17 protein-coding genes are annotated in these 19,846 nt (G+C 46.3%); all 17 read left to right on the top strand.

All coding sequences use genetic code 11. The features are described from left to right. Positions 1-93 precede the first annotated feature (93 nt). Positions 94-672 (top strand): adenylate kinase, encoded by a 579-nt coding sequence (locus ACFSUS_RS22335; protein ID WP_381525985.1) that lies wholly within the window; start codon positions 94-96, stop codon positions 670-672. A gap of 53 nt (positions 673-725) precedes the next feature. After that, a complete protein-coding gene (gene obgE, locus ACFSUS_RS22330) occupies positions 726-1,733 on the top strand; it encodes a GTPase ObgE (protein ID WP_381525983.1) in 1,008 nt (335 codons plus the stop codon). Positions 1,734-1,800: 67 nt separating this feature from the next. Beyond that, the gene (locus ACFSUS_RS22325; RefSeq protein WP_381525981.1) at positions 1,801-4,776 is read left to right on the top strand and encodes a T9SS type A sorting domain-containing protein; all 2,976 of its coding nucleotides are present in this window, start codon (positions 1,801-1,803) and stop codon (positions 4,774-4,776) included. Between the two features lie 172 nt (positions 4,777-4,948). Next, positions 4,949-7,099 (top strand): T9SS type A sorting domain-containing protein, encoded by a 2,151-nt coding sequence (locus ACFSUS_RS22320; protein ID WP_381525979.1) that lies wholly within the window; start codon positions 4,949-4,951, stop codon positions 7,097-7,099. A 202-nt stretch (positions 7,100-7,301) separates the two neighbouring features. Then, positions 7,302-7,673 carry an NADH-quinone oxidoreductase subunit A gene (locus ACFSUS_RS22315; protein ID WP_381525977.1) on the top strand — a complete coding sequence of 124 codons (372 nt, stop codon included), beginning with the start codon at positions 7,302-7,304 and terminating at the stop codon, positions 7,671-7,673. A gap of 64 nt (positions 7,674-7,737) precedes the next feature. Then, positions 7,738-8,283, top strand: coding sequence for an NADH-quinone oxidoreductase subunit B (locus ACFSUS_RS22310; RefSeq protein WP_381525975.1), 546 nt, complete (start codon positions 7,738-7,740; stop codon positions 8,281-8,283). 65 nt (positions 8,284-8,348) lie between these two features. Continuing rightward, on the top strand, positions 8,349-8,849 hold the full coding sequence (locus ACFSUS_RS22305; protein ID WP_381525973.1) for an NADH-quinone oxidoreductase subunit C: 501 nt from the start codon (positions 8,349-8,351) through the stop codon (positions 8,847-8,849). An 80-nt stretch (positions 8,850-8,929) separates the two neighbouring features. Then, entirely contained in the window at positions 8,930-10,168 is a 1,239-nt protein-coding gene (nuoD, locus tag ACFSUS_RS22300; protein WP_381525972.1) for an NADH dehydrogenase (quinone) subunit D, read from the top strand. Between the two features lie 16 nt (positions 10,169-10,184). Beyond that, positions 10,185-10,685, top strand: coding sequence for an NADH-quinone oxidoreductase subunit NuoE (gene nuoE, locus ACFSUS_RS22295; RefSeq protein ID WP_381525970.1), 501 nt, complete (start codon positions 10,185-10,187; stop codon positions 10,683-10,685). Positions 10,686-10,692: 7 nt separating this feature from the next. Then, positions 10,693-12,033 carry an NADH-quinone oxidoreductase subunit NuoF gene (nuoF, locus tag ACFSUS_RS22290; RefSeq protein ID WP_381525968.1) on the top strand — a complete coding sequence of 447 codons (1,341 nt, stop codon included), beginning with the start codon at positions 10,693-10,695 and terminating at the stop codon, positions 12,031-12,033. Positions 12,034-12,098: 65 nt separating this feature from the next. Then, positions 12,099-13,181 carry a 2Fe-2S iron-sulfur cluster-binding protein gene (locus ACFSUS_RS22285; protein ID WP_381525967.1) on the top strand — a complete coding sequence of 361 codons (1,083 nt, stop codon included), beginning with the start codon at positions 12,099-12,101 and terminating at the stop codon, positions 13,179-13,181. A 27-nt stretch (positions 13,182-13,208) separates the two neighbouring features. Further along, entirely contained in the window at positions 13,209-14,378 is a 1,170-nt protein-coding gene (gene nuoH / locus ACFSUS_RS22280; RefSeq protein WP_381525964.1) for an NADH-quinone oxidoreductase subunit NuoH, read from the top strand. 59 nt (positions 14,379-14,437) lie between these two features. Beyond that, positions 14,438-15,004 carry a NuoI/complex I 23 kDa subunit family protein gene (locus ACFSUS_RS22275; protein ID WP_381525962.1) on the top strand — a complete coding sequence of 189 codons (567 nt, stop codon included), beginning with the start codon at positions 14,438-14,440 and terminating at the stop codon, positions 15,002-15,004. Positions 15,005-15,040: 36 nt separating this feature from the next. Continuing rightward, a complete protein-coding gene (locus ACFSUS_RS22270) occupies positions 15,041-15,595 on the top strand; it encodes an NADH-quinone oxidoreductase subunit J family protein (protein ID WP_381525961.1) in 555 nt (184 codons plus the stop codon). A 73-nt stretch (positions 15,596-15,668) separates the two neighbouring features. Further along, positions 15,669-16,535 (top strand): alpha/beta hydrolase family esterase, encoded by an 867-nt coding sequence (locus ACFSUS_RS22265; RefSeq protein ID WP_381525959.1) that lies wholly within the window; start codon positions 15,669-15,671, stop codon positions 16,533-16,535. A gap of 105 nt (positions 16,536-16,640) precedes the next feature. Beyond that, entirely contained in the window at positions 16,641-17,819 is a 1,179-nt protein-coding gene (locus ACFSUS_RS22260; RefSeq protein ID WP_381525958.1) for an acetyl-CoA C-acyltransferase, read from the top strand. A gap of 219 nt (positions 17,820-18,038) precedes the next feature. Further along, the gene (locus tag ACFSUS_RS22255) at positions 18,039-19,838 is read left to right on the top strand and encodes an acyl-CoA dehydrogenase family protein (RefSeq protein ID WP_381525957.1); all 1,800 of its coding nucleotides are present in this window, start codon (positions 18,039-18,041) and stop codon (positions 19,836-19,838) included. Positions 19,839-19,846: the final 8 nt, after the last annotated feature.

The raw sequence follows: 19,846 nt of genomic DNA, 5'->3' as shown, positions 1-19,846 counted from the left end.
ACTGTCAACAGCGGTAGCTATTATTTTTCGAGGGGTGTTGTAACTTTGCGGGCGCAATTTTTTGACTGAACGACACTACCCTCAAAAAGCCGTATGCTTAACCTTGTACTGTTTGGCCCGCCGGGTGCCGGGAAAGGAACCCAAAGCGAAAAACTGATTCATCAGTATAACCTAGTCCATTTGTCAACCGGAGATTTATTACGTTCTCAGATAGCAGCCGGTACTGAGCTAGGTTTACGAGCCAAACAATTGATGGATCAAGGGCTATTGGTACCAGATGAAGTCGTTATCGGGATGATTGATCACAAACTGCGGGAAAACCAATCGGCCGCAGGGTTTATATTTGACGGCTTTCCCCGTACTGTTCCTCAAGCACAAGCTTTAGACCAGCTCTTAGCTCAGTATGACACCGCAATTACGACAATGATAGCATTAGTCGTAGACGATGAAGAGCTAATTCGCCGACTACTAAAACGAGGTGAGACGTCAGGGCGCCCTGACGACAGAGACGAAGCTACAGCCCGTCGACGGGTTAGTGTGTATAACACAGAGACGAAACCGGTTGCTGACTATTACAGTCTACAAGATAAGTACACAGCGATTGATGGCATTGGTGATATTGACGACATTTTTAACGCAATATGTCAACGCATCGAAGAATCAAAAGATTAAGACACGTTACTGATGGGCTAACGAGTTCATAGCGGACGAGGTAAAGAACAATTATGGCTTCATCAAACTTCATTGATTACGTAAAAATAAATTGCCGCTCAGGAGCAGGAGGAGCGGGTTCGGTTCACTTTCGCCGGGAGAAGCATACGCCCAAGGGTGGACCCGATGGAGGAGATGGAGGGCGTGGAGGTCATATTATTCTGCGAGGTAATGCTCAGCTTTGGACATTACTTCATTTAAAATATCGAAAGCACGTAAAAGCCGGAAACGGCGTTGCAGGTGAAGGTGGCCGACGTAGTGGGGCGCAGGGTGAAGACGTCATTTTAGACGTCCCTTTGGGTACAATTGCTCGTAATCCGGACTCGGGCGAAACGTTAACTGAGATTACGGAAGACGGCCAGGAGGTAATTTTATTTCCAGGGGGGCGTGGAGGACTAGGGAACGACCACTTTAAAACACCCACACTGCAAGCTCCTCAATACGCTCAGCCTGGTGAGCCAGGGGTTGAAGAGTGGGTAGTATTAGAACTTAAATTATTAGCGGATGTAGGTTTAGTAGGCTTTCCAAATGCAGGAAAATCTACATTACTTTCAGTTTTATCAGCAGCCAAACCGGAAATTGCTGATTATCCTTTTACAACCCTTGTACCTAATTTAGGGGTCGTAGCTTATAGAGATTTTAAGTCGTTTGTAATGGCCGATATTCCTGGTATAATTGAGGGAGCATCGCAGGGTAAGGGTTTGGGATTACGGTTTCTTAGGCATATTGAACGGAATTCTGTGCTTTTGTTCTTAGTTCCGGCCATTAGTGACGATATTAAACAGGAATACAATACACTATTAAATGAACTGCGAGAGTTTAATCCAGAACTAATGGATAAAACTCGGCTACTAGCCATCACTAAAATTGATTTAGTAGATGAGGCTACATTAGAATCGATCAAAAAGAATTTACCTAAGAAAGTACCTGTTGCGTTTATTTCGTCGGTTAGCCAGCGCGGCTTAGATGAATTGAAAGATATAATTTGGCAAAATCTAACGGCTACTCCCGAGCCAGCCTAGTAGAATCAATACATAATCAATACACATATGTAGTCAAAAAGCTCGGCTGACTACATATAAAAACATCATGAAATACTTTTCCGTAGTTTCTAGTACGGCAGCTTTATTATTGCTCCCTTTCTTAACCTTGGCACAGATTCAGGTTTCATTTCCAACCACCCGAGCTGTATTTCAAAGAAATAATGCTAACCAGGCCACCATTAGGGTTACAGGCTATTACACATCGCCGATAACTCGCGTTGAGGCAAGGTTGTTAGCACGCGATGGGCAAGGGGCATCAACTGACTGGGCCACTATCCAAGGAAATCCGTCGGGTGGTGTATTTGCGGGAGACATTACTGGTCAAGGTGGGTGGTACAATTTAGAAGTACGCGGCATGAACGGTGACCAGCAGGTGGGTAATACCTTTCCTGTTGAACGGGTAGGTGTAGGCGAAGTGTTTGTAATTGCTGGGCAGTCTAATGCGCAGGGTGTTCACCAAAATGCCCCTAACCCTCTCAATGACCGCGTAAACTGTGTTAATTACAGATATCCTGACAATGGCTTTCCTAACGATCCACCAACACCTGTATTTACTCAGTTAGACAATACTCCAGGGTTTACAGTTGCGCCTAGAGGAGTAGGCAGCTGGTGTTGGGGGCAACTAGGCGACCTTCTCGTAAAACGCCTGAATGTACCCATCATGTTCTTTAACGCAGCCTTTACAGGAACAGCTGTTCGGAACTGGCGAGAAAGTGCTCCAGAGGGCGGTACGGCTTATGGTGTATATACTGGAGAAGCTTATGCTGGACGACAACCTTACATAAATCTAAAAATCGCCCTTCAGTTTTATGCTAACCAATTAGGTGTTCGGGCGGTGCTTTGGCATCAAGGGGAAGCTGATAACCTGATTAATACGGAAACAAGCCGTTACGTAAATGAACTTCAGTTTGTTATCAACCAAAGCCGTCAAGATTATGGCCGGAATGTGTCTTGGGTAGTATCTAGAGTTAGTTATGGAGATTTTATTGGGGGTACGGATCCAGCAATTATTGGAGCACAAAATCAAGTGATTGCTAGTACCCCCAACGTGTTTGCAGGGCCGTCTACGGACAATATCCAGGTACCACGTAAGCGTCCCCCTCTTAACGATGTTGACGGCTTGCACTTTGACTTTGATGGCTTAATTGAAGTTGCGAATGCCTGGAATGGCAGCTTAACGGATGCTTTTTTCCAAGGTTCAACGCCAGTAGGCCCGGCTAGTTCCCCTACCGTATCGGTAGCATGCGCATCTAATAACAACCTCGCCTTATCCGTGAATGGCAGCTTTGCCAATGTCCAATGGGAATCCGGCGAGTCAGGAAATAGTATCACTAAAGGGGGAGGTACCTATCGCGCTAAAGTAAAAGACGCTTTGGGCAATACATTATTTACGGGTCAGATTCGTGTTCCGGATGCCCCCGTAGCCTCAGTAGTCGACAACCGGCCCCCTTCAGTATGCATTGGAAGCGATCTTGGGTTAACAGCTAACTATGACAATGTTACCTGGATTAACCAACAAAATAATTCGAACGTAGCGACCACGCGAACATTTAGAACGACAACAGCGGGTGCCTATTTTGTTCGTTATCGAGACGTTAGTAATTGTGATTTTACATCGAATGTAGTTAATGTCACAATCAATCCATTACCGCCTACCCCTAGCATTGTCAATGACAGACCTACTACCTTCTGTCAGGGTGATAACACTATATTGAGAACCGAGAGTAATAATGTTCAATATAATTGGAGCGATGGCCAACGGAATCGATTAGTTACGGTTGGTGCGTCTGGCTCATACTTTCTGACTGTCACAGACCAGAATGGCTGTACATCTCTTCAATCCAATACGATTGTGGTAACCGCCAATCCTGTGCCGGCTAAACCTGTCATTGCTGCCAGTGGGCCAACCACCTTTTGCGCTGACCGTACTATTACGTTAACAGCACCAGAAGATGCCACCTATCAATGGAACAGTGGCCAAACAACCCGCAGCCTTACTCTAAACCAGTCAGGTAGTTTTTCGGTACGGACCACTAATCAGTTTGGGTGTACATCTCCCCAATCCGATGCGGTTAGCCTTACAGTCAATCCTTTACCACAAACCCCTTCTGTCTCAGCCGCTGGCGCAACAACCTTCTGCGACGGGAATCAGGTTACCTTGAACGCAAGCAGCCCTTTAGATGTGCTGTGGTCAAGTGGGCAAACTGAAAAATCAATTACGGTTACAACATCGGGGAACTTTACGGTACAGTCTAGGGATCAAAATGGCTGTTTGTCACCTTTCTCGTCGATCATTGCGGTAAAGGTTAATCCGTTACCACCTACCCCGACGATTCTCTCCAATCGGCCGCCAATTATTTGTGAAGGAGACCGAATTGCATTAAGAGTTGATGGCCCTTATACAGTTTTCTGGAATACAGGCGACTCTACCCAAAGTATCACCACGGGATCGGCTGGTAATTATTCAGCCAGAGTACGCGATGTAAATGGGTGTATATCAGCACAGGCAGGCTCAACAACTGTTGAACTAAGGCCACTTCCTCCAGCTCCAACGATCAATGCTATTGGCACATACACACTAGAAGCCGTTAGCTCAACGAACGGTACTGTGTTCCGCTGGTACCGCGGTAGCGATTCTCTTGCCGTACAAACGTCGATCATTAAAGCCAATCAGTCAGGTAACTACACGGCCCGCTCATCAATCATTTATTCGCCAACACTCACATGTTTCTCCTTGCCGTCTGCGCCTATTGCGTTTACAATTGATCCGAATAACAGAGGGTTAAGCATTTATCCAAATCCCAATCCGAACAAGATTGTGTTGCTCGAAACACAAGAAAATCTTTTGAATGCAACTGTAACAATCTACACCTTAAATGGCCAACAAGTCCTGACAGTAGGAGTGCCTGAATTTAATGAGCGAAAACAACTAGTTCTAACTGGGTTGTCTTCGGGATCTTACATTATTCGTGTTAATGCCGCTAATTTTGACGTTTCTAAACGAATCCTTCTTGGTTTGTAATATTAACCCCAAACTGACCGTTCAATCATAGAAATTAGCCTTAAATTTGCACTTTACCTAGAACCGTGCATTTTCTCTTCAGTAGAAGTTGAAAAGGTTTAATTTTTGTGCTTAATGCTACTTATTATTAAATGAATAGCATTTGGTCGAATTGGTTGTTAATGTCCAACGAATGAAGAATCACTATTTTAGACTTCGACTGCTAGTTTTTTGTTTAATCACTACCAGTCTTCAGGTATCAGCACAAAGTAACGGGCAGGTAGTTAAGATTACATATCCTGAGAGCCGGGCAGTTTTTCAGCGCGAAACGGATAATACGAGCACGATTTATTTATCTGGCAACTTCAGCCAACCTACCGACAGTGTTCAGGCGAGGGTGCAAGTAGAAGAGGCAGGCCAAGGCTTTGCCACTGATTGGGTAACGATTCAGCGGAATCCCAAAGGTGGAATTTTTCAAGGCTCGTTACGCGCGAAAGGAGGTTGGTATCGGCTTCAAGTACAGGTACTAGCTGGTGGCGTAGTGATTGGAAGCGATGAAATTCGTAAAGTTGGAATAGGTGAAGTATTTATTATTACTGGCCAATCCAACGCGCAGGGATTTCAAAATTTTGGTGGAGCAGGCGCTACCGACGATCGAGTAAATTGCGTGTCGTACGATAATAGTACGGCAAATTCACTAAATGACCCTCCAGCTCCTACTTTTCAGCAGTTAAGCGCTAATGCATTAATTGGGCCACGAGGGCAAAGTGCCTGGTGCTGGGGTACATTAGGTGATCTGATTGTGAAGCAATATCAGGTACCAGTTCTTTTCATTAACACCGCCTGGCAGGCAACTGTGATCAAGAACTGGCGTGAAAGTGCGGATGGTGTGATTACCAAAAACATTTTCGCTATGGGCACGCCAAACGAGAACTTTCCGGCTGGTATGCCTTATGCAAATTTAATCATCGCCCTTCGTTATTACTGTTCCCTTCAAGGTTTACGCGCTGTACTGTGGCAGCAGGGTGAAAATGACAACGTACCCTTACACTCTACTCGGCAGGCCTACGCGAATGACATGCAGTATATCATTAATAAAACACGGGCTGATACTGAGCGCTATCCAGCCTGGGTTTTGGCAAAATCGTCGTATAACGCTGGTCAGATAAGTCAAGACATTATCCTGGCTCAGAATGATGTCATTAATACCTATAATAACAACGTATTTTCTGGTCCCTTCACGGATAACATTCAAATTCCGCGATACGAAGGCGATGTGCATTTTGGTGGTGAGGGGCTCAAACAATTAGGACAGGCATGGTTCGAAAGCTTGAATGCTGTCTTCTTTGCTAGCTCCAGACCCTTGCCACCACTACCCCCACCAACCCTGACAGTTGCTTGCGCACCCAGCAACAATTCGTTGACAATGAGCCTGCCTAGCTTGTATAAATCGTATACCTGGAACACTGGGCAAACTACGCAAAACATAACAACCACCCGACCGGGTACTTATCGGGCCATTCTTAAGGACAGAAATGGTAACACCTATTTATCGCCTACGGTCAACGTATCAGATCCTATTCAGCCGACAACACCAACCATTGCGCTAGCGAGTCAACCGACGGTAGCAGCAGCTAATCAGCAGCAGATTTGTGCCGATTCCTCGCTGTTATTAGTGGCTAACACGTCTGCAAACAGCACTGGTGTATGGAGCACCAGCGCAACCAGCAAGTCCCTTACTGTAAATCAATCGGGCAGCTACTCGTTGCAAGCGGTAAACGTGTATGGCTGTAAGTCGGGGCAGTCGTCTGCTATTACTTTAACGGTTCGTCCCAGAGTACCAGCACCCACTATTGAACAAATTGGTACGTACACTTTACAAGCCGTATTACCAACGCCTACAGGAGGGCAACCTGATTTGTTTGACTGGCGACGGGGAGCGGAATTGATTCCGCAGAACAGCGCCGTAGTTAAGGTCATCGTGACGTCTACTTATTCGGCCCGTACTAAAACAACGTTTACTGTAAATAACGCCAATAGTCTGACTTGCTATTCGGACTTTAGCTCTCCAAAAGCATTTACGTTTGACCAATCGAACGGAGGACTAAGTGTTTACCCGAATCCATCACGCGACGGAGCAGTTACCATTGAAACAATTGAAAACTTCAACAACGCTGATGTAGATGTCTTTTCGCTAGGCGGCCAACAGCTCTTTTCCACTAAAATTCCTGAGTTAAATGAGCGCAAAACCGTTGACCTCTCTGGTTTAGCCCAAGGAGTTTATATCATACGAGTACGCTCAGCGGGCTTTGATATATCAAGACGTATCATCATCAATCGGTAAGGGTTTACACAGAGTATTTCACAGAAGCGTCTTTCCAGCCGGGAAGACGCTTTTTTGGTCTAACGCCTAATCAGCAACTGTTGATAAAACAAGGTGTATATTGTATCTTTGAAATACAATTGGTGCAGATAGCCAACTAATTCAACCTCATTGGTCTATTTGTTTTATCGCTACCTTTGCACCGTCATTTTCAACCAACTGTATGAATACATCATACTTACCGGCCGACTACTTGCCGGTACTAATTCAGCTCGGTTTAGCTTTAGGATTTATCGTAACGACAATGATCGTTACTCATTCAATTGGCCCTAAGCGCAAAAGTGAAAAGAAAGACGATCCTTTCGAGTGTGGTATTCCAGTACAAGGTGACGCTCGTACACCTATCTCAATCAAATACTTTTTGATTGCTATTCTGTTCGTGCTGTTCGATGTCGAAGTGATTTTTCTGTACCCCTGGGCGGTTAACTTTAAGGGGTTAGGCATGACCGGATTCATTGAAATGGTTCTGTTTATGGGTTTGCTCCTTGCTGGGTTTTATTACATCATACGTAAGGGTGTTCTGAAATGGGAATAGGTTTAACAAATGAATTATTAAACATTCATATTCGTTGTTAAACTAAGCAACTACAACGTATTTTATGGCAACTGATATCAAGCTGGCTGAAGCTCCGGCGAGTTACGACGGTCCTGGTTTTTCAGCTACTTCATTCGATAAAATCATTGGTCTGGCCCGGGCTAATTCGCTTTGGCCACTTCCTTTTGCGACTTCCTGCTGCGGCATTGAGTTCATGTCTACCATGGCCTCGCATTATGATTTAGCACGATTTGGATCAGAGCGCCCTAGCTTTTCTCCGCGTCAGGCCGACATGCTGCTCGTAGCGGGTACAATTGCCAAAAAGATGGGGCCGATTGTTAAGCAAGTGTATTTGCAAATGGCCGAACCACGATGGGTAGTAGCCATTGGAGCTTGCGCATCAAGTGGCGGCATTTTTGATACTTATAGTGTTCTGCAGGGCATTGACCGTATCATTCCTGTTGACGTTTACGTACCCGGTTGCCCACCTCGTCCCGAACAGATTTTAGATGGAGTGATGCAAATACAGGAACTAGCCAAAAATGAGTCACTACGCCGTCGTAATACAGACGAGTACCAGAAGTTGTTAAACTCGTATAGCATTCAATAATTGCGTTTAATAAGCTGAATAACTTGCTGATTCAGCTTTGCTTGTTCACCATTCACTTTTCAACAATGCTGATCAACGAAGAAGTTGCGCAGACAATTATTAATCAGTTTGGCGAAGCGGTAGGGGATTTTGACGACCCTTATGACTTGCTGACCTTCACGACCAGCCGGGAGCAAATCATTCCGCTGATTCAATATCTAAAAGAGCATAAAACGTTACAAGTTGGCTTCTTAACGGATATTACAGCTATACATTACCCTGACTCACCAGGCCGCGAGTTTTGTGTAGTTTATCACCTTCATAGCTTAATAAACAATCTCCGCTTACGTATTAAGGTCTATCTGTCAGAAGACGATATCCATATCCCAACAGTAACCCCTCTTTTCGCTAGCGCGAACTGGATGGAACGCGAAACGTTTGATCTGTTTGGTGTCGTATTCGACGGCCATCCGGACCTCCGTCGCATTTTGAATATGGAGGAGATGGATTACCACCCTATGCGGAAGCAGTATCCTCTCGAAGATGAAACGCGGGAAGATAAAATTGACGCGCTATTTGGACGATAAAAATGGGGGAAGAGCAAATGAGTGAGCGATAATTAGGCCGTTAACACTCTTTTACTCTTTCGTTCTTTCACTCTTTGAATATGGTTTCCGAAGAACTCGATATAGCCAACAAGAACGTACCGGCCCGTAACGATAACGGCCCTGTCCAGTACGTCAACGAATTAACGACGCTCAACCTTGGGCCGACCCACCCGGCTACCCACGGTATCTTCCAAAACGTTCTTCAGATGGACGGCGAGAAGATTGTTTCGGGCGAGCAGACCATCGGTTATATCCACCGGGCGTTTGAAAAGATAGCCGAACGTCGGCCGTTTTACCAAATCACGACCTTAACCGACCGAATGAACTACTGTTCGTCGCCCATTAACAATATGGGTTGGCATATGACAGTAGAAAAGCTATTAGGCATCGAGGTACCTAAGCGGGCTCAATACATTCGGGTGATTTTGATGGAGCTGGCTCGTATTGCCGACCATGTGATTTGCAATGGCATTCTCGGGGTTGATACGGGCGCGTTTACTGGCTTTTTGTACGTATACCAGGAGCGGGAAAACATATATGAGATCTACGAAGAAATATGTGGAGCTCGTTTGACCACAAACATGGGTCGTATTGGCGGCATGGAGCGCGACCTCTCCCCTACTGCCATTCGTAAGATTAAAGAATTGTTAGTGCGCTTTCCGAAAGTATTGCGGGAGTTTGAAAACCTCTTCAACCGTAACCGAATCTTTATGGATCGCGTCGTGAATGTTGGAGCCATTTCGGCCGAGCGGGCGCTTAGTTACGGCTTCACCGGTCCTAATCTTCGTGCTGCGGGCGTGGACTACGATGTCCGGGTAATGAACCCATACTCTTCGTACCAAGACTTTGAGTTCGATATTCCAGTCGGGCAAAGTGGCGATACCTATGACCGCTTTATGGTTCGTAACGAAGAGATGTGGCAGAGTCTCCGGATTATTGAGCAGGCTATCAACAACCTGCCTGAGGGTTCATACTACGCCGACGCTCCTCAATATTATTTACCGCCGAAGCAGGAGGTATATAAAAACATGGAAGCCCTCATCTATCACTTCAAGATTGTAATGGGCGAAATAGACGCTCCTGTTGGCGAAGTTTATCATGCTGTAGAAGGAGGCAACGGCGAATTAGGTTTTTATCTCATCAGTGATGGCGGCCGCACACCATACCGGTTACACTTCCGACGTCCTTGCTTTATCTACTACCAGGCCTATCCTGAGATGTGTAAGGGCTTGACGCTTTCCGATGCTATCGTGATCATGAGCAGCATGAATGTAATTGCTGGAGAGCTGGACGCATAAAAACTCGCCGAAACGTATGACAACCGAAACGAATAACACCATACAATTCACGCCCGAACGCCTGGTAAAAGCACAGGCAATCATTGCTCGTTATCCGGAGGGCCGTCAAAAGTCCGCTTTGTTACCATTACTTCATCTTTTACAGGAACAGGAAGGCTGGACAAGTCCTGAGGGCATGGATTACGTAGCTCGCCTACTTGATATTCAGCCCATTGAAGTGTATGAGGTGGCTACATTTTACACAATGTATCACGTACAGCCGGTCGGTAAACACGTGATCGAATATTGCCGGACGGGCCCTTGCTGCTTGATGGGAGCTGAAGAGGTGCTGAGCCACTTAAAGCAGCGACTCGGCATCGATACAGGACAGACAACAGTAGATGGTCAGTTTACCCTCAAGGAAGTCGAATGTTTAGCAGCTTGTGGGATGGGACCTGTTTTTCAGATTCGAGAAAAATATTATATGAATCTGACGAACGAGCGCGTGGACGAAATTATTGACGAGTTGTCAAAATAACTCACTCATGGCTATCAAAATATTAACCGAACACATCGACGTTCCAGGCATCGACACCTTTGATGTTTATCGGAAACAAGGCGGCTATACTGCCGTCGAAAAAGCGATAAAGACAATGACTCCTGAGGGCATTGTCGAAGAGGTAAAAAAAGCAGGCGTTCGCGGTCGTGGAGGAGCGGGCTTTCCAATGGGTATGAAGTGGAGCTTTTTGGCCAAGCCAGAGGGAGTTCCTCGTTACCTGGTCTGCAATGCCGATGAATCTGAGCCAGGTACGTTTAAAGACCATTACTTGATGAAAAACATTCCTCACCTGCTTATCGAGGGGATGATTATTTCATCGTTCGCATTGGGGGCTAACAAGTCATTCATCTACGTTCGGGGGGAGCTGATGTACGTCATTCACATCCTCGAAAAAGCCATTGCCGAAGCTACCGCCAAAGGATTTTTAGGAAAAAATATTCTAGGGAGTGGGTATGACCTAGAACTGGTCGTTCAGCCAGGTGGTGGTGCTTACATTTGTGGCGAAGAAACCGCGTTACTCGAATCACTGGAAGGCAAGCGGGGAAATCCACGTAATAAGCCACCATTTCCGGCTGTGAAAGGGCTTTACCAATGCCCGACGGTAGTAAACAACGTAGAGTCAATTGCGACAACCCCCTGGATCGTTAACAATGGGGGCGATGCCTATGCCGCCGTTGGTATCGGCCGTAGCACAGGTACAAAACTAATTTCAGCTTCTGGCCACATTAACAAACCGGGGGTCTATGAAATTGAGTTAGGCGTTCCGGTTGAAGATTTTATTTACGCTGATGAGTGGTGCGGAGGTATCCGGCCAGGGCATAAGTTTAAAGCCCTAGTTGCTGGAGGTTCGTCAGTTCCCATTCTTCCCGCCAATCTCGCTTTGACATTAGCCAACGGTGATAAGCGGCTTATGTCGTACGAGTCATTATCAGAAGGCGGTTTCCAGACGGGTACTATGCTGGGGTCGGGCGGTTTTATTGTTTTTGACGAAACAGCCTGCATTGTACGTAACACCTGGAATTTCTCACGCTTTTACCATCATGAATCCTGTGGTCAGTGCAGTCCATGCCGCGAAGGTACAGGCTGGATGGAGAAGGTACTGCACCGCATTGAGTACGGTCACGGCCATCAGCAGGATATTGATTTGCTAGTTGACGTTGCTAAGAAAATAGAAGGAAATACCATTTGTCCGCTGGGTGATGCTGCTGCCTGGCCAGTTGCCAGCGCTATCCGTCACTTCCGCGATGAGTTTCAGTGGCATATTGACAACCCAGCCGAAGCTACACAACCTGGTGCAGTTTATCGGGGTGATATGGCACTGGTTTAACATAGTGCGGCAGAGAAGCCGCTTAGTTGAGACTGACTTGCGGCTCTCCAGCCGCACTACGATATATGGAAGACATAAAGCCGCAATTATTAAAAGTTACCATTGACGGTATCCAGGTTGAGGTGGAACCGGGGACGACTATTTTGCAGGCCGCTCGTAAAATAGGTCCTGAAGTAGCTCCGCCAGCAATGTGTTACTACCAACCCTTGAAAGGCAGCGGTGGTAAATGCCGGGCCTGTCTCGTACGAGTAGCAGCGGGCTCTGAGAAAGACCCACGACCAATGCCGAAGCTCGTTGCTTCGTGCCTAACAGCTGTACAGGATGGTATGGTGGTTGAGAATACGACAAACCCACAAGTGGTTGACGCTCGTAACGGCATAGTAGAATTTCTCCTGCTAAATCACCCGCTCGATTGTCCCGTTTGTGATCAGGCGGGTGAGTGCGATTTGCAAAACTTTGCCTTCGACCACGGCAAGGTGACCACACGTTACGAAGAAGACCGGCGTACGTTTGAAAAACGCGACATCGGTCCATACATTCAGTTACACATGACGCGGTGCATTTTATGCTATCGCTGTGTGTATACCGCCGATCAAATCACCGAAAAACGTGTTCACGGCGTGCTAGGCCGTGGCGATGCTTCTGAAATCAGTACGTACATTGAGAAGGCTATCGACAATGACTTCTCCGGAAACGTTATTGATGTTTGCCCTGTCGGTGCATTAACGGATAAAACATACCGCTTCAAAAACCGAGTATGGTTCACTAAGCCGGTTGACGCTCATCGCGATTGCCCAACCTGTTCGGGTAAGGTAACGCTGTGGTACCGTGGCGAAGAAGTTATTCGCGTAACGGCCCGCAAGAATGAGTGGAACGAGGTTACTGAGTTTATTTGTAACACTTGCCGCTTCGACAAAAAGAAAACCAGCGATTGGGTAATTGAAGGCCCAACCAAAGTTTCGCGTAGCTCGGTCATTTCAGCAAATAAATACCGCCAAGATGAGATTAAGCCTAGCTTTGGCAAACGGTTAGCTGCTGCTGAATACAAGCCCATTCACGACGAACGAGACACGTCGCAACTAGGCATTCAGCAGCTACCACCCGAGCGATTCGCTAAGCTTCCTTCGGCTATGGAGCCAGAACCATGAACATTGAACCTCAACTACTAAATTAAAGTGGATCTAACCGTATTAATTACTAAAGGAATTATTATCCTGGTCATTTTTGGGATAACGCTCCTGATTGCGATGTACTCTACCTACGCAGAGCGTAAGGTAGCTGCATTTTTGCAAGACCGGCTCGGTCCAAACCGGGCAGGCCCGTGGGGTTTATTACAACCCCTCGCTGATGCGGGTAAGATGTTCTTTAAAGAAGATTTTATTCCAGCACAGGCCAGTAAGTGGCTTTTCATTCTTGGCCCTTGTCTAGCCATATTAACTGCCCTGATGTCAAGTGCGGTGATTCCGTTTGGCGATAGCATTCGATTTTCCTGGGACAATGTTAACTACGAAGTGCCTTTCCAGGCTATCGAAATTAACATCGGTGTCCTGTACATCTTTGGTGTTGTTTCACTGGGTGTTTATGGTATCATGGTGGGCGGCTGGGCGTCTAACAACAAGTTTTCGCTGCTAGGCGCCATTCGGGCTGCTTCTCAAAACATTAGTTACGAAATCGCTTTAGGCCTGTCGTTAATCACAATTCTGATGATGACGGGCTCGCTCTCCTTACGGGCTATTATTAATGAACAGGCTACTTTCTTCGAGTGGAACGTCTTTACGCAGCCACTTGGGTTTGTTATTTTTCTGACCTGTGCCTTTGCTGAGTGTAACCGTACCCCATTCGATTTACCCGAATGTGAGACTGAACTCGTTGGAGGGTATCACACTGAGTACAGCTCCATGAAACTGGGCTTTTACCTGTTTGCAGAGTACATCAACATGTTTGTGTCGTCTGCTTTTATTTCAGCGCTCTATTTCGGAGGTTTTCACTACCCATTCATGAATCTAGTAAACGGTGCCCTGGAGAGCTCACTGGGAGCAGTCGCTGGTCATAACGTAGCAACGGCAATTGGTGTAGTAGTCTTTTTCGGGAAAATCTTCTTCTTCATATTCTTCTTCATGTGGGTGCGGTGGACATTACCCCGTTTCCGCTACGATCAGCTTATGAACTTAGGCTGGAAGACGTTTATTCCATTGTCTATCTTAAACGTTGTGGTAACCGGCGCTGGTCTGCTCTTCGATTTCAAGTATTCGACCTGGCTGATTGCCATCGTAATGATCGTACTGGCTGTTATGTCAACGGCTCGTGCACCCAAACGTCGAGTCGTCCCACAGCAAACAGTTTAAGTTAACAAGCTCTCGGCCATAAGCTTGAAACTACGGCCGAGAGCTGAAAACTGAAAAACATGCAATTAACTAATCGCTCCAAACAAGTCAGTAATAAAGAGATGACGCTGGCGGAGAAGATGTATCTGCCCGCCGTTGTTAGTGGTCTGGCTATTACAATTCGCCACTTTCTCCGTAAAAAGCCAACGATACAATATCCCGAAGTAAAAAAATACCTGGGGCCGATCTATCGTGGCCACCATGTTCTAAAACGGGATGAGCAAGGTCGTGAGCGGTGTACCGCTTGTGGCTTATGTGCCGTTGCCTGCCCAGCCGAAGCTATTTCAATGGTTGCCGCGGAACGCAAAAAGGGAGAAGAAAACCTTTACCGAGAAGAGAAATACGCAGCCGTGTACGAAGTTCACATGCTGCGCTGTATTTTCTGCGGCCTGTGCGAAGAAGCTTGCCCTAAACAAGCAATTTACTTGCGACATGACCGTATGGTTCCCGTGTTCCAGGAACGAGACCAAGTGATTTATGGCAAAGATCGTCTGGTAGAGAAGATGGATGATCGCTACGTTCGTGTTGCCAATTCAGAGGTAAAGGCTACGCCAACCGAACCTAGTTTAACACGGGCGGCAACGTAGCCCAAACTTTTTTCGCGTTCACCATTCGACCAAGCCATGAATGAAATTTTAAGTTTTTTTAAGACACTCACACCCACTGGGTATTTATTTTTAGCGCTTACAGCCTTGACACTGTTCAGCGCTATCAGTGTAGTTACCGCACGAAATCCGATATACAGCGTCCTGGGCTTAATCGGCACCTTCTTCTGCCTATCGGGTCATTATATTTTGTTAAACGCTCAGTTTCTGGCCGCTGTCAACATTATCGTTTACGCGGGAGCCATTATGGTATTATTTCTCTTCACCATTATGTTCCTGAACTTGCGTAAGGAAGATGAGGAGTCGAAAACGAACCTTACCAAAATGGCGTCTGTAGTTGTTGGCGGTATGTTGATGGTTATGCTGATTACTATCTTCAGAGCCAAAAGCGCGCAAGTGCCAACCTATAGCCCAACGGCGTTTAATGCAAAGACAGGTTTGGTAGAAAACTTAGGAAGGCTACTGTATAGTGATTATATTCTACCATTTGAACTAGCTTCTGTGTTATTTTTAGTAGCGATGGTAGGGGCCGTCATGCTAGGCAAGCGAGAAGCGGGGGATCGGCACTTTTAACCAAAATATGTTTGACTATCTTTGACTTTGACCTTTTTTAGCCGCTCAATGAGCGGCTTTCTTATTTCTGTCTATGCAGCGATACCTACTTTTCTTCCTATTCACAATCGCGGTGAGATCCACCAGTGCTCAACTGATCAACGATTCTGTGCTTATTGAAGGGCATCAGCGAACGTTTCATTTTTTGAAACCAGCCCGGCAACAGGCAACCTTAATCTTTATTCTTCATGGCTCAGGCGGCAATGGAGAGGGCATTAGAAGCGGAGCTAAAAAATTGGAGGACATAGCTCCTGAAGAAAACATCCTGCTAGTGTATCCAGACGGCTACAAACGCTATTGGAATGAGTGTCGTAAGACAGCTAACTCGGCCGCCAATCTCGAAAACATAAATGACAATGCCTTTTTCGAGAGTATGATACGCTATTTCCAGAACCAGTATCAAATTAATCCAAAGCAGGTCTTTGCCATTGGCACATCAGGCGGTGGCCACATGGCTTATAAATTGGCTTTAACCATGCCAGAAAAATTTCGGGCTATATCAGCCATAATTGCCAATTTACCAGATACCAACAATATAGATTGCCCTGAAAAGCGGGTACCCATTCCTGTCATGATCACGAACGGTACCGACGATAAAGTTAATCCATATAATGGAGGAGAGGTCATTACTGGTAATATCAGCTTAGGCTTAGTACGGTCAACGGATCGAACATTTCATTATTGGGCCAATCTGGCAGGATATACTAACAAGCTAGCCGTAAAGAAACTTCCGGATATTGATCCAGCAGATGGCAAAACGATTGAACAGTACACATACAAGCAAAAAGGCAAACCCGAGATTACGCTTCTGAAAGTACTGGGTGGTAAACATGATTATCCAAACGACATAAACGTTTATCTAGAATCATGGGCATTTTTCCAAAGACAGCTGAATCCGTAAAACAGTATGCTTGCATAATATTTTATGCTCCTTCTGTAATTATTCCCGCAAAAAATAAGTTATTGCAATGAGTTTTTTGCTTAACCAGTAACCAACAGTCTTAACATGGACGCATACATTGTAGCCGGTTATCGCACTGCAGTGGGCAAAGCCCCTCGTGGTGGTCTCCGTTTAACCCGCCCTGATGACATGGCGGCTGAAGTAATCAAGCATTTATTGAGCCAAGTCCCTAACCTTGATCCTGCACGGGTCGAAGACCTTATTGTTGGTAATGCCGTACCAGAGGCCGAACAGGGGATGCAGATCGCACGATACATATCATTGCTTTCCTTACCTCAAAGCGTACCCGGGATGACCATTAACCGCTATTGCGGCTCTGGTCTGGAAGCCATTGCTATAGCTTCCGCTAAGATTCACGCTGGTCTGGCTGACTGTATGATTGCGGGAGGCACGGAGTCAATGTCGCTGGTACCGGTAATGGGCTGGAAAACAGCCTTGAATTACGAAATTGCTAAAGCACATCCTGATTACTACATAGGTATGGGCCTCACGGCTGAGCAAGTAGCTCAACAATTTAATATTAGCCGCGATGCTCAGGATGAGTTTGCTTATGAGTCTCACCAAAAAGCCTTAGCGGCTCAGGCTGCGGGTAAATTTGCCGATGAGATAGTACCTATTAAAGTTAGCGAAACCTATTTTGATGCCGAAACGGGCAAAAAGAAAACCCGCGAATGGAGCGTTGCACAAGACGAAGGTCCACGTAAAGACACGAGTGCTGAAGGTTTGGCTAAACTCAAGCCTGTATTCGCGGCCGGTGGCTCCGTTACGGCCGGTAACTCGTCTCAGACATCGGACGGCGCGGCTTTCGTTATTGTCATGTCTGAGCGCTTGGTCAACGAGCTGGGTTTGCAGCCAATTGCTCGTATGGTATCATATGCCTCCGCTGGCGTAGAGCCCAAGATTATGGGTATCGGACCAGTAGCCGCCATCCCCATTGCGCTTAAGAAAGCCGGTATGAAGCAGGACGACATTGAGCTGATTGAACTTAACGAAGCGTTTGCCGCTCAGTCGTTGGCAGTCATTCAAGAGCTTGGCCTTGATCGGGATAAGATTAATCCAAACGGCGGAGCTATTGCCCTTGGCCATGCTTTGGGCTCAACAGGTGCTCGCCTATCAGTACAGCTGTTGAACGAAATGCGCCGTCGCGACCAGAAATACGGCATGGTATCTGCCTGCGTTGGTGGTGGACAAGGCGTAGCCGGAATTTTCGAACGTATTAATTAACGATATTGTCAAACTATTTTTGGAAAGCGGCCAGACTTTTCTGGCCGCTTTTCGTTTGTCGGCAAATGAGTTGAAACTGCTGGTCCGGCGCATTATTAAATTGTAAAGTATCCAAGATTAATTTGCCAATTAAAATGTTATTAGTATGCTTGCATACTATTTTTTTATGTATTTCTTTTGTTACAAAATAGTATGCAAGCATAACAAACGATCTTATCTATGATTGCGACAGAACCGAAAGCCTCTATTAAAGGTGGCGAATTCCTGATTAAAGAAACCGACGCTGCCCAAGTATTTATTCCTGAAGAATTTACAGAAGAGCAGCAGATGATTGCGGCCAGCAGCCGTGAATTTCTGGAGCGTGAGATCTGGCCGCGTTTAAATGAGATTGACAATGCAAAATCGCCAGAATTGATTTCGTCATTGATGGACAAAGCTGGTGAACTTGGCTTATTAGGCACATCGGTGCCTGAAGAGTTCGGTGGTTTTGGCATGAATTTCAATACATCAATGCTTGTAGCCGAGGTGACTGGCGCTGGACATTCGTTCTCAGTGGCACTGTCAGCTCATACCGGCATTGGTACGTTACCAATTGTATATTATGGTAATGACGACCAAAAGTCGAAGTACTTACCCAAGTTAGCCAATGGAGAATGGAAGGCCGCTTACTGCTTAACGGAGCCAGATTCCGGGTCGGACGCTAACTCCGGTAAAACGAAAGCTACATTAAGCGAGGATGGCCAATATTACGTACTCAATGGCCAGAAAATGTGGATCACCAACGGTGGCTTTGCTGATATCTACATTGTTTTTGCGAAGGTAGACACCGATAAAAACTTGTCAGCCTTTATTGTAGAGCGCGGCTACGAAGGCATTACGATGAATGAGCCTGAGCACAAGATGGGCATTAAAGGGTCTGATACGCGTCAGATTTTCTTTAATGACGTAAAAGTGCCGGTTGAGAACCTGTTATCTGAGCGGGGCAATGGTTTTAAGATTGCCGTGAATATCTTAAACATTGGCCGGATTAAGCTCGGTGTAGCGGCCGTTGGTGGTTCGAAAGAGGTAATCAACAACGCCATCCGCTATTCTAACGAACGGAAGCAGTTTAAAACGCCAATCTCGCAATTCGGCGCTATTAAGCACAAGCTAGCAGAAATGGCGATTAAAGTCTATGCTTCGGAAACAGCTTCGTATCGCGCCGGTCAGAACATCGATGATCTGATTCAGGATCTAAAGGAGAAAGGCATGGAAGATGGTCCGGCCAAGCTGAAGGCGTTGGAGCAGTTTGCTATCGAATGTGCCATGATGAAGGTTCACGGCTCCGAAGCGCTGGATTACGTTGTCGACGAAGGCGTCCAGGTATATGGAGGTATGGGTTACTCGGCCGATGCTCCTATGGATCGCTCTTACCGCGATGCCCGGATTAATCGAATCTTCGAAGGTACCAACGAGATCAACCGAATGCTGGTTGTGGACATGCTCTTAAAGCGCGCCATGAAAGGCGAATTAGACCTCATGGGTCCAGCCATGGCGGTTGCCAAAGAGATCATGTCGATTCCCGACTTCAACACAGAAGAGGAAGAAGGCTTGTTTGTTACGGAGAAGAAAGTCTTACGTAATCTGAAAAAAGCAGCGTTGATGGTTGCTGGAGCGGCTGTGCAAAAGTTTATGACGAACCTTTCCAATGAGCAGGAGATTCTGATGAACATTGCAGACATGGTTATCGAGATTTATGTAGCGGAATCCGTATTGCTCCGTGTGGAGAAGCTAATTGGCATCAAAGGCGAAGAAGCGGTTACCTTGCAGAAGCAGATGGCACTGGTGTATTTACACGAAGCCGTTGAGAAGGTCAACAGCGCCGGTAAGGCGGCCATTACATCGTTTGCCGAAGGCGACGAACTACGTGGTATGTTAATGGGTCTGAAGCGTTTCACGAAGATTGATCCGATGAACCTTAAAGATGCGCGACGACAAATTGCAGATGCAATGATCGCCGAGAATAAATACATTTTTTAATTCAAGTA

The organism is Spirosoma soli, assembly GCF_042684525.1.
Lineage (GTDB): Bacteria > Bacteroidota > Bacteroidia > Cytophagales > Spirosomataceae > Spirosoma > Spirosoma soli.
Note: the sequence above shows the minus strand (reverse complement) of the source record. Positions and strands in the feature narration are given on the sequence as shown.